The sequence below is a fragment of the Clostridium sp. JNZ J1-5 genome, assembly GCF_053901425.1.
In genome coordinates, this window is the sequence record NZ_CM132773.1 from 544,390 (window position 1) to 559,646 (window position 15,257).

Consider the following 15,257-nt stretch of genomic DNA (forward strand, 5'->3'; position numbering starts at 1 on the left):
TAATAGGAAACTAAGCCTTGCACACCCAAAATTTTTTTGATACAATATTTGTAAGAGAATTAAATGTAATGTTGGGTAAAGGTTTAGTTAATCTTTATTCAGTTGTGTAAGGTGGCTATTTGCGGTAGCTGCCTTATTTCTTTATCTTAAAACCATTAAAGGACTAGTATCTATACTCATATTTATAATTTCTTCATCTTTTAAGCTTTGTAAATACCTTTTTGTAATTGAAATATTTTCATGTCCTAAGAGCCTCGAAACTGTATACAAATCTAGATTATTTCTAAGCATAAATTGTGCATAATAATGCCTTATCGTATGAGGTGAACATCTTATATCTTTTCTAACCTTTGCTAGTTTTCCAGTTTCTCTTACAACTCTTTCTATGCTTTCTACAGTTAATCTCTTAGCTCTATAAGATAAAAAATAAGCATCATCCTCAAGGAATTTATCTTTTATATAATTAGTTCTCATCCTTTCATATTTAATCAGTGTTTTTTTCAATGCTGGACTTATAGGAACGTATCTTTCTTTATTGCCCTTTCCATGCACTAAAATTACCCTCTCTCTTATATCTGTAATGTTGAGAAAGCATAGTTCTAAATTTCTTAGACCTGTTTCAAAAAAAGTAGCGATTATAGCTTTATTTCTAGTATTATAATAAGATCTAAAATCCCATTGTTTTAGCATATTTTTTGCTTCTAAGTCTGTAAATGTATTGATTATTACTTTAGGTTCTTTTGCCCATTTCACTTTTAACATAGGATTTTGATGAGTTGAAATATATTCCTCTTGAATGCAATAACGATACAACATTCTTAAATATTTTAGGATACCATTAATGTAGACTTCTGTTCTACCTAAATTTTGCATATAAGCGATATACTTTTTTATAAGCAAATGATTAACTTCATCTAGTTCTTTTACATTAAATTCCCCATTTAAATACTTAAAAAAGGCTTTAGTAGTATTTATTGCGGTTTTAATTGTTCTTGGGCTAAATTTTTTACATTCCATGTCAAATTTAAATTCTTTAACTAAATCTTCAAGTAAAATAATAAAAACCACCTCCAATAATAGATATAATTCGTATATCCATATTAAAAGTGGTTTTTATTTAGTATATCAACATTTTAACGATTAAAATTTCTTTCGTATACCGTCATTCAACATTTTTTTGGAGTATTAAGTACTCTCAATCCCTTTACTCTTCAAATCCCTCAGGGAACTCAGCATTATGGTAAACATCTTGAACATCGTCATCATCCTCAAGCATATCTAAAAGCTTTTGAGTCTGAGGGGCTGTTTCCATGTCTACAGCTGTCATAACATCTGGAATCATTGTTATATCAGCTTCTAGGAAGTTGTATCCTGCCTTTTCAAGTTCTTCACGAACTGCTGAGAAATCTATTGGATCAGTTAATATTTCAAATACTTCATCTTCTGCATTGAAATCTTCCGCACCAGCTTCTAACGCTTGCATCATTAACTCTTCTTCATCGATTTCCTCAGTATTTTCGATTATCATTTGACCTTTTCTTTGGAACATATATGATACACATCCAGTTGATCCTAAGTTTCCACCGTACTTATCAAAAATATGTCTTGCACTGGCAGCACTTCTATTTCTGTTATCTGTTAGGAACTTAACCATAACAGCAACTCCACCTGGTGCATATCCTTCATAAACTATTTCTTCATAGCTTATTCCATCAAGCTCTCCTGCACCTTTTTTAATTGCTCTTTCTACGGTATCTCCTGGCATATTTGCAGCCTTAGCTTTTGCTATGACATCTCTTAACTTAGAGTTTGTATCTGGGTTTGAGCCGCCATCTCTAGCTGCAAGTATAAGTTCTCTACCTATCTTTGTGAATACTTTTCCTTTTTTAGCGTCGTTTTTTCCTTTTTTCGCTTGTATATTATGCCACTTTGAATGTCCTGACATAAATATTTCCCCCTAACTGGTAATATTTAATTTTAAAAATCATCTATTATATTTATCCCATATATTTTAGAAATCGTTTAATATTATATCATATAAGATAATTTTATTTCAAATTTTATTTACTCCTGGTATAACCTACTATCAAGTTTAAAATAGTATTTCTCTTTACTAACCTTAAATTCACTTTTACCTGATGTTATTTCAACTATTTTAGATCTTATTTTCTCTACCATATTAGTTTCACAATATATTTCTATAGCAACTTTATCTGTATATTCTATATTTTCAATATACCAATTGTTTTGACCACATGCATATTGAATTTTTCCTAATAAATCATAATCAGTTATTATATTAAGAGAGACTCCTTCTACCTTTTCTACAACATTAGCATTTTCTATTGCAATTGCTGCACCTTTTGAATATGCTCTTACAAGTCCTCCCGCCCCTAAAAGAGTTCCTCCAAAATATCTAGTTACAACTACTGCAACATCAGTTACCTTATTCTTTTTTATTACCTCTAATACAGGTATCCCAGCAGTTCCTTGTGGCTCTCCATCGTCACTGTATCTTTGTATTCCCATGTTTTCTCCAACTATATATGCATAAACATTGTGAGTAGCATCTTTATGTTTATTTTTTATAGTATCTACAAATTCTTTTGCCTCTTCTTCACTATTAACTCTCTTTGCATAACCAATAAATACAGATTTTTTTTCTTCAAATTGATCTTGTCCATCATTTCTCACTGTAAAATAACCCACTGTAAATCATCCTTTCATAGACTTTTGTAATTATATTAAGCCTTGCTCTACATTATGATTATTTATATCTTCCTCTATGTTATCTAAGTATATCTCAGCAGCCCTTTTTATATATTCTTTATCTGAGGTATTTTTTAAATATATAATTTTTTCTACTGCCCTTTTGCTGTTTAGCTTTTGTAATGCCTTAATTGCATAAGTTACAACCTGAGGATTACTATCTTCTAGTGCTCTTATAAGAGCTGTTTCGCATTTTGGACTTTCAATTTTCCCCATAGCTGATACAGCCATTCTTCTTATATTCACAAATTTGTGTACTGAGGCTTTTGCTAAAATATCTAAACTATTAAAGTCCTTTAATTCTCCTATTATCCAAACAGCTACTTCTTTATCTCTTGAGTACATATCTGTATAGCCGTTCTTTATAAATTCTAAAACTTTTCTCTTATTTTCTTCATCAAGGGAATTTAATACTTCTATTTTGTCTCTCTTTCCCGCCTTTGTTATCTCTTTAAATAAATCTTCTGTATTTTTACTTTTAGTTAAAAATCTATATTTTATTTTTCCCTGTATTATATGATTCTGAACTGTGGGCCTGTCGATGTTTCTTATTCTACATATGGTTTCTATGCTTTTACCTTCAATAAACAAAAAATATGTTATATCTTCTTCATTATATTTATCTATTTCGTTCCAATTAAACTCTACAAGCCCTTTCTTCATACTAGTTCTTCTCCTCTTTACTTTAATAGTTTATCAATCACTTCTATTCCTCTTTTTATTTCATTAATATCTGTTTGTGAAAATCCTAGTCTAAAAAATTTTTCCCCATCTATACTATTTTTATAAAAAAGTACTCCAGGTGTTATAATGACTTTTTCTTTTTTACAACTATTAAAAAGATCTATACAATTCATCTTTAAATTATCTGATACCTTTAAATAAAAATTTAGTCCTCCTTTTGGATCGTTAAATGATATCTTATCCCCTAAAATATTTATAATGTAGTCTTTCATACATAGGTATCTTTCTTTATATGCAGAGTTCAAATCCACTATATGCTTTTTCCAATAGCCATCATTAATATATAAGTCTAAAGCTCTTTGCATTAGGCTGGAAGTAGTTCTATCTGTGTTTATTTTAGAACTTTGAATATTATCGTTAAATTTAATTGGTGATATTAAATACCCCATTCTAATTCCTGGAAGAAATATTTTTGAAAAACTCTTTATATAAATTACTCTATCATTAATATCTAAACTTTTAAAGCTGTTATATCCTATACTATCATCATATATAAGTTCAGATAGATAATCATCTTCAATAATATAAAAATCATATTCTTCTGCCAAATTAAGTATCTCTTTTTTCTTTTCTATACTGTAAGTACTTCCTGTTGGATTTTGGAAATAACTCATTAGATAAAAACACTTAATCTTATTCTTCTTAAGCATCTTTTTTAGTGAATTAGTATCAACACCATCTTTAAGCATATTAACTTCAAAGATATTTGCCTTTCTACTCTTAAAAACATTTAATGCTCCACTATAAGTAGGCTTTTCTACTATTACATTATCATTTACATTAATTATAGCCTTTGCAGCTATATCTATTCCTTGTTGGGCTCCTGATACTATAATTATATTTTCATTATCTAATCTTTCATTCCAAAAGTATTTATTAATACTTTCTCTTAACCCTTCATATCCTAATGGATCTTCATATGCAAATGCTTCTGCCCCATCTCTATCTAACACTTTGTTTAAAGCTTTTTTAAAAGTATCTATAGGAAAAAACTCACTGCATGTAGTCTCACCTGTAAAGTCAACGCAGTCTTTTAGAAGACCATTACCTATCTTCTTATAAATCTGTGAATATTCTTTTAAAAAATTTCTATTCTCTTCTTTTGCCTTAGCATAAGTTCCACTTCCCATCTTTTGAGTAGCATATCCTTCTGCCTCAAGTCTGTCATATGCATTCACTATAGTAATTGCATTAACTTCTAATAGCTTAGATAAATTTCTTATAGAAGGCAGTCTTTCTCCATCAGCAATTTTTTTCGAATAAATTAACTTTTTTATGTGTCTTACAATTTGAATATACTTTGGCGTTTCTCCTTGAAATTTTACAACATACTTATCCATAAAATTCATCCCTTTGTAAAATAAATTTGGCATACACCTTTCCCTTTTCGGAAATACGCATGCCAAATTCTTATTTTAAATAAAATAAACTTTTTCTTTAAATAACATGTTATTTGAATCGTCTCTGTACTCTCTACCGTCTTTTTTTATAATTTTTTTCTCAAATAACTTAGTTAATATATTTTCAAAATTAATTTTGTAATTTTTAAAGAACTCATCCTTTTTAATATCTTCCGAACTTAAGAAGCAGTCTTTCTCTCTCATATAATTTAATAACAGGCTTGTATATTTTTTCAAATTTCTATCTATGTTATCTTCAAAAAAGGCTAGCATCTCTTCAATATGTTTGCGAACATCATCCTTAGTTCCAAAAAAAACATTATCCACATATTCCTTAAAATCATCATCTAAATTCATAGCCATAGTCATAACATCTTTACTTATCATATATCCTGAAGCGTTTACATATAGTTTTGAATAATCCTCTATTCCTTTAATTATAGCACTATATGCCATATACATTCCATTATTGGTTAGGTACTTTCTGCATACATTCATGCTTTTTAATAAATCACCTAAGTAGACCATATTCCATTTTTCCTTATCTACATCTGGATAATATCTTCCCATATCATATTTAGCTGTAATCTCTTCATCCTTTGAAAATACTAATCTAGATGATACAAATACTCTATGTATAAACCCACCTAAAAGCTCTTCTTTATGTAAACTTAATAGTTTTTCTTTACTCATCAACTTTATATGTACACGTACTCCCTCTTCCTCAGTGTATATATTAACTCTACGTTCTATTTTATCTTTAGAAATAACGAATAAGTCAATATCTGATTGCTGCCATAGGTCACCTGTTATAATACTACCAAAAACCATTGCAGCAAGAATTGAATCATTTTCCTTAAGTCTATCAATTAATAAATTAAAAGCTTTTTGGTATTTTTGAATTGTATTAGCCATTTTAAACTCCCCCCACCCCACTATTATTTTTTATTATAAACACATTAGTATTTAAATACAATCAATATATTTAAAATATGATTACATAATAACTTTTCTTATTTTAACATCTTCCATAAAATCACACTTACTGCATTTAAATATATGAATGCAATAGTTTCCATAGTCATCGATGGGATCTTCTGCACTGTAATTGCCGAAGAATTCTTGCTTTCTCCCTTTATCCACCATGTTACTATTACATTCTCTGCATTTATATTCTACGTGATTTATTTCATTACATATAGGACATACCATCTCCATATAAAATGACCCCTTTTCATTTTAGATAAGATTATTATTATCATTATGTAATAAAAATAAACCATAAATTATACTAGATATTTTTTACACTTATTATGAACTTCTTCATCAACCATGGCCACAATTCTAGTTCCTTCTTCTTTGTATTCTTCTTCTAATACTTTAGCAGACCTATGTAATAAAGCAGCAATAGCAGTATCAGTGTAAGGTACTAAATATTCAACCTTTTTTAAAGGATTAGGCAGTTTTTTGCATATAGTAGCTAATAGTTCATCAAGGTTCAAACCTTCTTTAGCGGAAATCTCTATAATTTCCATGTTACTATATTTATCTCTTATATTTTTTATATCATCTATATTTGCCTTATCTATCTTGTTCAATAGAAGCACTATAGGTTTATCTATAGCTCCCAGCTCACTTAAAACTTCATTAACAGCTTCAATTTGCTCATAAGCTTTATTTGATGAAACGTCTACTACATGTAAAAGCAGTTCTGAGTTTATCACTTCCTCTAGAGTTGATTTAAATGCTTCTACTAAATCATGAGGAAGCTTTCTTACAAAACCTACTGTGTCAGTTAAAGTTATTAGTCTATTATCCGGCAAGATTACTGCCCTAGTAGTTACATCTAGAGTTGCAAACAGCATATCTGCTTCAAACACTTTTTCTTTTTGAAATATATCCCTTGGTGAAGCAATTTCACATAATCTGTTTCTTAACGTAGATTTACCTGCATTTGTGTATCCTACAAGGGATACTTTTGGAATACTCTCCCTACTTCTTTTATCTCTTTGAATCTCTCTATTTTTTCTAATTTTATCTAATTCCTTAGTAAGGTCGTGTACTCTGTCTCTTATATGTCTTTTATCTATTTCAAGTTTTTTCTCTCCTGGACCTCTTGTTCCAATTCCACCGCCTGTTCTAGATAGAATAGCTCCCATTCCAGTTAATCTTGGTAATCTATATTTAAGTTGAGCAAGTTCTACTTGAATCTTAGCTTCCTTACTTTTTGCTCTTCTAGCAAATATCTCAAGAATAAGTGTAGTTCTATCTATAACCTTAGTCCCTGTATATGTTTCTAAGTTTCTAATCTGAGATGCAGCTAATTCATCATCAAAAATAATTATATTTGCATTTTTTGCCTGCCTTAGCATTCCCACTTCTTCAACTTTTCCTTCTCCTATGAAAAATGCAGTGTCTATCTTGCTTCTTCTTTGCAGAACTTTTCCAACTGTTTTAACATTACAAGCTTTTGCCAATTCTTCTAACTCGTCTAAACTTTCTTCATCTTCTATCCCAACTAAAATTGCCCTTTCACCTTGCTCTTCGTACACTTCATTGTTTTTTAAGCTTTCTTCAATATGATTTATTATTTTTAATATGTTTAATTGAAGTGTTTCTTCTAGACCCATAGGCTTTGTTACTTCTGCAATTAATTTATCCTCTTCTATTGCACAAAAGCCTAATGTTATTTCTTTACATTTTCCATCTTCTACTCCTATTGCAGCCATGCAGTCTAGTTTAAGTTTTATCAAAGCTGATATATCTAAAGTAGAAAGCATAGAATTTCCTGTAGGGTGAGTATGTATAACTCTAATTCCTGAAAGTTTCTTTTCCTTTATATCCATAATTGGCAACTCGACAGTTGTACTATCCCCCACTGATATGCCAGTTATATTTCCCTTCCTATCAATAGCTACACTTATTTCCTTATTTATTTCTTCAGTAATCTGACAGATAGTTTCTATTAATTCATTACTTGCAATAATATCTTTTTCTAATTTGTTATCATAAATCTTTTCCAATCTATTTATAAGAGATTTTCTTATGCCCTCTATATTACCTGATATCATATACTTCCCTCTTTTCTGCGTTTTTTCTACCTGATTTTACATAACTTTCGTAATTTATTATAATCTTTCACTTGACAACTTTCATATAATTTTATACTATAAAAACAATATTGTAAATATCTATAGTTTGGGGGATTACAATGGAAAATAAAAAAAGAAATATACTAATAGACGAAGAAAAAATCCAAAAAAGAATAACTGAATTAGCTAAGGAAATCTCCTCTGAATATGAAGGCAAAAAACTTTATGTCTTATCATTACTTAGAGGAAGTTTCATATACACAGCTGACCTGGTAAGACATATTTCTGTACCAACAAAAATAGGTTTTATGACTACTTCTAGTTATGGCCATAGTGAAGAATCTTCTGGTAAAGTAAAAATAGTAAATGATGTTCCAGATGACGTTAAAGGCTATGATGTTTTAGTTGTAGATGATATAGTTGATACTGGTATTACAATGGAATTTGTAATGAATCACGTAAAATCCCTAGGTGCAAACAGCGTAAACTGTTGTGTGCTTCTAGATAAGCCGGATAGGCGAAAAGTTGAAATCAAACCTGATTATTGCTGCTTTGAAATTCCTGATGTATTTGTAGTAGGTTACGGTTTAAATTATGGTGATTATTACAGAAATGTACCTTATGTTTTTAATTGGGAAGAAAACTAAATTTTAATTACTATGCATTTGCATAGTAATTTTTAATTTATTTCTAATTCATTTATGAAATAGGTAGTTGTATACCACTGCTGCCTATTTTTTTATTCTTTATATACCTATCTTCCCCAAAATATTGATTATTAATTAATATGTTGTAAATCTTTCTATAAGAATAGCAAGTTCTATTTAATGTTATCAAGACCACAAAAATAGTGTATAATTTCATTATATGTTATAATGTTAATTACAGTATGTTCAGTGTGATTAAGGAGGAATATTTATGACTGAAAGCAAAAATGTCAAAGGACATCAGTCTAAAAAAAATAAGAAGAAAAAAAAGAAGTATAAACCTCTTAAAATAATAATGATATCTTTTTTAATATTAGTACTATTTATAGGAATTGCTGCAGGCGGCCTTGCATTAGCAATAATAAAGACTGCACCTGACTTAGATATAAGCACAATTATAGCTGCTAACGAAGCATCAAAAATTTTTGATGACAAGGGTAATTATGTGGATAGTATAATAACGGATAAAAAAAGAGTTATTATAAAATATGAGGATATGCCTAAAAATCTTGTAAATGCCTTTGTAAGCATTGAAGATGAAAGATTTTTTAACCATAAAGGTGTAGATATAAAAAGAATAGGTGGAGCAGTTTTTGCAGACATTAAAAATGTTATTAAAGGTAAATCAGGCTTACAAGGCGGATCGACTATAACTCAACAGTTAATGAAAATTACACTCTTTGAAACACCTGGAAAAACTTTTGAAGAAAAATTAAAAAGAAAAATTCAAGAATTATACCTAGCTCCAAAGCTTGAAAGGCAAGTTGATAAAGAGACAATTCTAGAAGCCTATGTAAATTCTATCTTCCTTGGTGGTAGAGCTGTAGGAGTAGAAGCTGCCGCTCAGCAATATTTTGGTACTAGTGTTAAAAACTTAAGCTTGACTCAATGTGCGTTTATTGCAGGACTAACTCAAAGTCCTTCAGTATACTATCCATATTCTCGTACATCTAAAAAGGATCCATCTAAGTATATAAATAGAACAAAAACCGTTCTTTTCAAGATGAAAGATAATGGATATATAAATGAGGAACAGTATAATAAAGCAATTGCTGATTTGAATACAGAAAAATCTAAAGTAACTTCCGATAAGGAATTACAAACCTTAGGTACTGTCGTAATAGGCAAGCCTAACTCAAGTTATGATAAATATAATTTTGAATGGTTCTCTAGAGCAGTTGTAAGCGATGTAAAAAAAGATCTAAAATCAAAGTATAATTACAGCGATGATGAAATTGAAAATTTATTAGTTAATGGCGGATTAAAGATTTATAGTACAATGAATAAAGATATGCAGGTTAAAACACAGAAGATATTAGATGAAGATGAGAAGCTATCTAGACTTTCAAAGAAGTCTGCAGATGGTTCAGAACAGCTTCAAGCTTCTGCTGTCTTAGTTGATTATCATACAGGTGAAACAAAAGTTATAATAGGAGGACGTGGAAAACAGCCAGCATCTTCTTACAATAGAGCATTAGATGCCCGTGTCCCTCCAGGATCAAGCATAAAACCAATAACAGTTTATGGACCTGCTATTGATAGTAAATTAGCTACTGCTGCTACAGTATTAGAGGATTCTCCTCTCCCATCAGAAATGGCAAATAAATACGCCTCTGGCGGTAAGCCTTGGCAGCCACAAAACTCTAATGGTAGATATTCTGGTTACCTAAATATGAGAAACGCTATTAAAGACTCAGTGAACGTATATGCTGTAAAATTAGAAGATATGATAGGTAAAGATACTGGCGTTGCATATGGAGAAAAATTTGGAATAACCTTTGACAATGTAGATAAGGGTAGTATGGCAGCTTTAGCACTAGGAGAATTAAACTATGGAACTAATACTTTCACTATGGCTAACGCCTATGGTGTGTTTGGGAATAATGGCTTATATACATCACCTAGACTTTATACAAAGGTTGTAGATAGAACTGGCAAATCTATACTTGAAACTAAAATTGAAACTAAAAAAGTTTTATCTCCACAAGCTGCTTATATAATGTACGATTTATTAAAAGAACCTGTAAGAGGTGGTACTGCCTACCGTGCAAATTCTTCTTACAACAACAGTGGTATACCACTTGCTGGTAAAACTGGTTCTTCTACTAACTTTAAAAATCTTTGGTTCTGTGGACTAACTCCATATTATTCTGGATCAGTTTGGGTAGAAAATAAATTTAATCAAGGTATATACAGTAGTGATGCAGCCTATTTATTAGGTAAAATAATGAATGAAGCAGTAAAAGAACTTCCTGCTAAGGATATAGCAGCTCCTTCTGGAATAACTAGTGCTTCGGTAGATAGAGTTTCTGGGCTTTTACCTTCTGAGCTATCCTATAAGGATCCAAGAGGAAGCCAAGTTTACACTGAATTATTTATTAATGGTACTGTTCCAACTGCCGTTGATAACATTCATGTTTTAGCTAAGATAAACAAACTAACAGGTAAATTAGCTTCATCTTTTACACCATCTATATTAACTGAATCTAGAGTATTTATAAGGAGAGACTACACTCCGAGTGTTACCTTAGGAGATCAGGCCTATGTATTGCCTAAAGAATTAGATAATACAGCACCACCGCCTGATAAAAAAGTTGATGACAGCACTAAAAACAATGATACCACCCAAAATCCAGATGAAGGCACCATAGATCCAAATGATAATGAAATTCCTGGTGATTCAGGTACACCAAATGATTCTACTAATGATAATAGCAATACCAATATAGATAATACTGGACAAAACCAAAAGAACCCCGGAAAAGTTAAAAAAAATAATAAAATTATTCCGTAAACCAAATAAATAATAAAGAGGAAGCATTAGCTTCCTCTTTATTATTTATTTAGTTTTAGGATTGAAAAATACAGCCATCAAATAGCCAAACAATATTGCAGCACTTATTCCTGCAGCTGTCCCTTTTATTCCTCCGGTAAATGCGCCTAAAAATCCATTTGCATCTACTTCTTTCATTACCGACTTAGCCAAAGTATATCCAAATCCAGGTAATGGCACAGTAGCACCAGCCTTACCATATTTAATTACTATATCATATATGTTCAATCCTCCAAGTATTACCCCTGCTGTCACAAATACAACCAATATTCTGCCTGGAGTTAACTTTGTTTTTCCCATCAGAATTTGTGCTATAACACATATAATTCCTCCAACTAAAAAAGTCATAATATAATCATTCATATTATTTTCCTCCAAATTCTATGGACACTGCATGAGCTATTCCAGGAATACTTTCTCCTTGAAGAGATGTAGTAGGACTCATTAGGGCACCTGTAGAAACTATCAAAGCTCTTTTGAAGTTACCTTTTAGCATATTTTTATATATATATCCGCAGCTTACTACCGCTGAACATCCGCAGCCACTTCCTCCAGCTTGAACCTTCTGCCTTTCTTTATCAAATATTTCATCACCACAATCTATATAGTTATTTGAAATATCATATCCATACTCTTTGATAAGTTCTTTTGTAATTTTTTTACCTACTTTTCCTAGGTCTCCTGTTGCAATTAAGTCATAATCTTCTGGTCTTCTACCAGTATCCTGAAAATGTTGTTTTAATGTATCTACTGCTGCTGGAGCCATAGCAGATCCCATATCATTAGGATCAGTTTGCCCATAATCCTTTATTTTCCCAACTGTGACATAGGTTACATATGGAAAATTTCCCTCTTTTGATAATAACATAGCTCCAGAACCTGTAACCGTCCATTGAGCTGTAGGCGTTCTCTGTGATCCCATTTCTAACGGGAATCTAAATTGTCTTTCTGCCGAAGAAAAATGTGATGATGTTGTAGCAATTGCATAGTCAGCAAAATCACCGTCTATAAGTATTGATGCTACTCCCAAGGATTCAGACATGGTTGAACATGCTCCATATAATCCTAAAAATGGTATGTCAACATCCCTAGCTGCAAAATTTGACGCTGCTGTTTGATTTAGCAAATCACCAGCCACTAGATAATGTATATCCTTTTCCTCTAAATTAGCTTTTTTTAGAGTTTCTTGTACAGCTTTATACATAATACTACTTTCTGCCTTTTCAAAACTATCTTGACCATTTAAATCATCCTGCAGTATTACATCAAAATAGTCTTTTAATGGACCGTCACCCTCTTTTGGTCCAACTATACTAGTAGTTGCAATTATTTTAGGTTTACTATCTAATCTTACAGTTTGTTTTCCTACTCTTTTGGTCATAAACACACCCCTCTTTATTATCTCGTTTTTTAGAAGGTATCCTAGTTTATATGATAACTGCTTTAATTGTAATTATAGGGTTATAAAATAATATATAATTCCAACAATTATGGACGAACCTATTCCATAAACTAACACAGGTCCTGCTATAGTAAACATCTTAGCTGCTACTCCAAATACATATCCTTCTTTTTTGAACTCCATCGCTGGTGCTACTATTGAATTTGCAAATCCTGTTATTGGAACTACAGAACCTGCACCTGCAAAATCTCCTATTTTATCATATACTCCCAATCCAGTTAACAATGCACCTATAAATATCATTGTTATAGATACATATGCTGCGGTATCTTGTGTTGAAAGCCCTAATTTACTATATAGATTACTAAAAACTTGACCAACATCACAAATTAATCCTCCAACAATAAAAGCTCTTATACAATCTCTCAGTAAATGTGATTTAGGTATTTCTTGATCTGCTAAAGTCTGAAACTTTTTCTTTATTTGTTCTTCTTTTACGCTCATATCCATACCCTTCTTATAATTTAATTTTACTTTCATCTAATAGCTATTCTTTGCAATTCTCTAAATTTTAAACGTAAAAACCATATAAAAAAAAGGATACACATTATTGTATCCTATCCACTTAATTTCTCTTTCATAGTTTTTAAAACTTTTTTTTCTATTCTTGATACTTGTACCTGACTTATTCCTAGCATTTGTGCTACTTTTACTTGAGTTATATCTTTAAAATATCTTAATATGATTATTTGTCTGGATCTAGCATCTAATTTACCTAATGCCTCTTTTAATGCAATCTTGTCAATTAACTCCTTACCTTCATCCTCATTATTACCTATCTTATCAATTAAAAAAATTGGTGAACCATCATCTTGATGAATAGTATCATATAAATATTTTGGTTCATTAATAGCTTCAGTAGAAAATAAAATTTCTTCTGGAGTCATACCTGAGTATTCAGCTAATTCCTCAATTGTTGGTTCTCTATTTAATTTTTTAGTAAGCTTTTCTTTGTCATAATGTAGTTTTCTAGCGGCATATTTTATACTCCTACTTACTTTAATTAATCCATCATCTCTAAGAAATCTCTTAATTTCTCCCATAATCATGGGAACTGCATAAGTTGAAAATTGTACATTATATGTTGCATCAAAATTATTTACTGCTTTTACAAGACCAATACATCCTATCTGGAAAATATCATCGTATTCATAACCTCTATTAAGAAATTTTTTGCTTATTGATGAGACAAGAGGTAAATTATTCTCAACCAGTTTATCTAAAGCATCCTTATCTCCTGCTTTAGCTTTCTCTATAAGCTCTAAGTTTTCCTCATATCTATATTGATTTTTATTAGTCATGTCTTCATTCATATTCACATAAACCAATTACAAGGTTTTTCCTCCTTTCTTAAAGAAATTATCAATCCAATGATTTAAATTTTTTCTTCATTTGTATCTTAGTTCCACTTTCTTTTTTTGATTCAACAGTTAACTTATCCATAAAGGTTTCCATAACAGTAAACCCCATACCAGATCTCTCTAAATCAGGTCTTGAGGTATATAATGGCTGCATAGCAAGTTCTAAGTCTTCTATACCTACTCCATTATCTTCTACAGTTATGGTTACCTCATTATCATTTATTTCAGCCTCTATTATTACTGTACCATCTTTATTTCCATATCCATGAATGATTGAATTAGTAACCGCTTCTGATACTGCAGTTTTAATATCAGTTATCTCTTCAATAGTAGGATCTAATTGCGATACAAAAGCGGCAACTGCTACTCTTGCAAAACTTTCATTTTCTGATTTACTTAAAAATTCTATTCTCATTTTATTATGACTCATTGTATTTCCCCCCTACTACATATTCTCTAGTGCTTGTTCTACACTTTCGTATACAGGAATAATCTTAAACATACCTGATAGTTCAAAGACCCTTTTTACACATCCATTAACCCTAGTTATATAAACCTTTCCCTTTTTTGAAGATAGCTTTTTATATCTTCCTATAACTACGCCTATTCCAGAACTATCCATAAAAGTTACCCCTGAAAAATCCATAACAAGTTTATTGAAACCTTCTCTTTCTAGCCTATCATCTACTTTATTTCTAACTTCTTCGGCACTATGATGATCTAATTCTCCTACCATATGTACGACTAGCTTATCCCCTTTATTTTGAAAATTAAGATTCATTTTATCCCTCCAATGATTCTATAATTATTATTGCACTAATATACTTAATTCTATAGCATCCATAATTTTCCTTCTATTTTTCAAAAACTTTTCCCACTAATTTAATTT

General features: G+C 30.7%; 16 protein-coding genes. 2 read left to right on the top strand and 14 right to left on the bottom strand.

Annotated elements, in window-relative coordinates; translation table 11 throughout:
• Positions 1-141: 141 nt before the first annotated feature.
• The 8 genes from ACWW38_RS02795 to hflX form a co-directional block, all read right to left on the bottom strand.
• Positions 142-1,068 carry a tyrosine-type recombinase/integrase gene (locus tag ACWW38_RS02795; protein ID WP_456260401.1) on the bottom strand — a complete coding sequence of 309 codons (927 nt, stop codon included), beginning with the start codon at positions 1,066-1,068 and terminating at the stop codon, positions 142-144.
• A 136-nt stretch (positions 1,069-1,204) separates the two neighbouring features.
• Complete coding sequence (locus ACWW38_RS02800; RefSeq protein ID WP_456259306.1) at positions 1,205-1,945, bottom strand: YebC/PmpR family DNA-binding transcriptional regulator; 741 nt, start codon at positions 1,943-1,945, stop codon at positions 1,205-1,207.
• 119 nt (positions 1,946-2,064) lie between these two features.
• Entirely contained in the window at positions 2,065-2,709 is a 645-nt protein-coding gene (locus ACWW38_RS02805) for a YigZ family protein (protein ID WP_456259307.1), read from the bottom strand.
• A 30-nt stretch (positions 2,710-2,739) separates the two neighbouring features.
• Positions 2,740-3,432 (bottom strand): HEAT repeat domain-containing protein, encoded by a 693-nt coding sequence (locus ACWW38_RS02810; RefSeq protein ID WP_456259308.1) that lies wholly within the window; start codon positions 3,430-3,432, stop codon positions 2,740-2,742.
• 17 nt (positions 3,433-3,449) lie between these two features.
• On the bottom strand, positions 3,450-4,853 hold the full coding sequence (gene pdxR / locus ACWW38_RS02815; RefSeq protein WP_456259309.1) for a MocR-like pyridoxine biosynthesis transcription factor PdxR: 1,404 nt from the start codon (positions 4,851-4,853) through the stop codon (positions 3,450-3,452).
• Positions 4,854-4,928: 75 nt separating this feature from the next.
• On the bottom strand, positions 4,929-5,828 hold the full coding sequence (locus ACWW38_RS02820) for a nucleotidyltransferase domain-containing protein (protein WP_456259310.1): 900 nt from the start codon (positions 5,826-5,828) through the stop codon (positions 4,929-4,931).
• Positions 5,829-5,909: 81 nt separating this feature from the next.
• On the bottom strand, positions 5,910-6,131 hold the full coding sequence (locus ACWW38_RS02825; protein WP_456259311.1) for a hypothetical protein: 222 nt from the start codon (positions 6,129-6,131) through the stop codon (positions 5,910-5,912).
• A 68-nt stretch (positions 6,132-6,199) separates the two neighbouring features.
• Positions 6,200-7,984 carry a GTPase HflX gene (gene hflX, locus ACWW38_RS02830; RefSeq protein ID WP_456259312.1) on the bottom strand — a complete coding sequence of 595 codons (1,785 nt, stop codon included), beginning with the start codon at positions 7,982-7,984 and terminating at the stop codon, positions 6,200-6,202.
• A gap of 140 nt (positions 7,985-8,124) precedes the next feature.
• Here hflX and hpt point away from each other — a divergent pair, with 140 nt between their 5' ends.
• A complete protein-coding gene (hpt, locus tag ACWW38_RS02835) occupies positions 8,125-8,652 on the top strand; it encodes a hypoxanthine phosphoribosyltransferase (RefSeq protein ID WP_456259313.1) in 528 nt (175 codons plus the stop codon).
• A gap of 271 nt (positions 8,653-8,923) precedes the next feature.
• Entirely contained in the window at positions 8,924-11,506 is a 2,583-nt protein-coding gene (locus tag ACWW38_RS02840) for a PBP1A family penicillin-binding protein (RefSeq protein ID WP_456259314.1), read from the top strand.
• A 45-nt stretch (positions 11,507-11,551) separates the two neighbouring features.
• Here the strand turns inward: ACWW38_RS02840 and spoVAE are convergent, their stop codons facing one another.
• The 6 genes from spoVAE to spoIIAA form a co-directional block, all read right to left on the bottom strand.
• Positions 11,552-11,908, bottom strand: a complete 357-nt coding sequence (spoVAE, locus tag ACWW38_RS02845) for a stage V sporulation protein AE (protein WP_456259315.1) — start codon at positions 11,906-11,908, stop codon at positions 11,552-11,554.
• Between the two features lies 1 nt (position 11,909).
• Positions 11,910-12,926 carry a stage V sporulation protein AD gene (gene spoVAD / locus ACWW38_RS02850; protein WP_456259316.1) on the bottom strand — a complete coding sequence of 339 codons (1,017 nt, stop codon included), beginning with the start codon at positions 12,924-12,926 and terminating at the stop codon, positions 11,910-11,912.
• 72 nt (positions 12,927-12,998) lie between these two features.
• The gene (spoVAC, locus tag ACWW38_RS02855) at positions 12,999-13,451 is read right to left on the bottom strand and encodes a stage V sporulation protein AC (RefSeq protein WP_456259317.1); all 453 of its coding nucleotides are present in this window, start codon (positions 13,449-13,451) and stop codon (positions 12,999-13,001) included.
• Between the two features lie 113 nt (positions 13,452-13,564).
• Positions 13,565-14,320, bottom strand: a complete 756-nt coding sequence (gene sigF / locus ACWW38_RS02860; protein WP_456260402.1) for an RNA polymerase sporulation sigma factor SigF — start codon at positions 14,318-14,320, stop codon at positions 13,565-13,567.
• Positions 14,321-14,369: 49 nt separating this feature from the next.
• On the bottom strand, positions 14,370-14,798 hold the full coding sequence (gene spoIIAB, locus ACWW38_RS02865; RefSeq protein WP_456259318.1) for an anti-sigma F factor: 429 nt from the start codon (positions 14,796-14,798) through the stop codon (positions 14,370-14,372).
• Positions 14,799-14,813: 15 nt separating this feature from the next.
• Positions 14,814-15,149 carry an anti-sigma F factor antagonist gene (spoIIAA, locus tag ACWW38_RS02870; RefSeq protein ID WP_456259319.1) on the bottom strand — a complete coding sequence of 112 codons (336 nt, stop codon included), beginning with the start codon at positions 15,147-15,149 and terminating at the stop codon, positions 14,814-14,816.
• Positions 15,150-15,257 lie beyond the last annotated feature (108 nt).

What these genes read in the sequence shown, in the direction of transcription:
- ACWW38_RS02800 (WP_456259306.1), bottom strand. Translation starts at nt 1,945, where the DNA reads ATGTCAGGACATTCAAAGTGGCATAATATACAAGCGAAAAAAGGAAAA.
- ACWW38_RS02810 (WP_456259308.1), bottom strand. Translation starts at nt 3,432, where the DNA reads ATGAAGAAAGGGCTTGTAGAGTTTAATTGGAACGAAATAGATAAATAT.
- pdxR (WP_456259309.1), bottom strand. Translation starts at nt 4,853, where the DNA reads ATGGATAAGTATGTTGTAAAATTTCAAGGAGAAACGCCAAAGTATATT.
- ACWW38_RS02820 (WP_456259310.1), bottom strand. Translation starts at nt 5,828, where the DNA reads ATGGCTAATACAATTCAAAAATACCAAAAAGCTTTTAATTTATTAATT.
- ACWW38_RS02825 (WP_456259311.1), bottom strand. Translation starts at nt 6,131, where the DNA reads ATGGAGATGGTATGTCCTATATGTAATGAAATAAATCACGTAGAATAT.
- hflX (WP_456259312.1), bottom strand. Translation starts at nt 7,984, where the DNA reads ATGATATCAGGTAATATAGAGGGCATAAGAAAATCTCTTATAAATAGA.
- hpt (WP_456259313.1), top strand. Translation starts at nt 8,125, where the DNA reads ATGGAAAATAAAAAAAGAAATATACTAATAGACGAAGAAAAAATCCAA.
- ACWW38_RS02840 (WP_456259314.1), top strand. Translation starts at nt 8,924, where the DNA reads ATGACTGAAAGCAAAAATGTCAAAGGACATCAGTCTAAAAAAAATAAG.
- spoVAE (WP_456259315.1), bottom strand. Translation starts at nt 11,908, where the DNA reads ATGAATGATTATATTATGACTTTTTTAGTTGGAGGAATTATATGTGTT.
- spoVAD (WP_456259316.1), bottom strand. Translation starts at nt 12,926, where the DNA reads ATGACCAAAAGAGTAGGAAAACAAACTGTAAGATTAGATAGTAAACCT.
- spoVAC (WP_456259317.1), bottom strand. Translation starts at nt 13,451, where the DNA reads ATGAGCGTAAAAGAAGAACAAATAAAGAAAAAGTTTCAGACTTTAGCA.
- sigF (WP_456260402.1), bottom strand. Translation starts at nt 14,320, where the DNA reads ATGAATGAAGACATGACTAATAAAAATCAATATAGATATGAGGAAAAC.
- spoIIAB (WP_456259318.1), bottom strand. Translation starts at nt 14,798, where the DNA reads ATGAGTCATAATAAAATGAGAATAGAATTTTTAAGTAAATCAGAAAAT.
- spoIIAA (WP_456259319.1), bottom strand. Translation starts at nt 15,149, where the DNA reads ATGAATCTTAATTTTCAAAATAAAGGGGATAAGCTAGTCGTACATATG.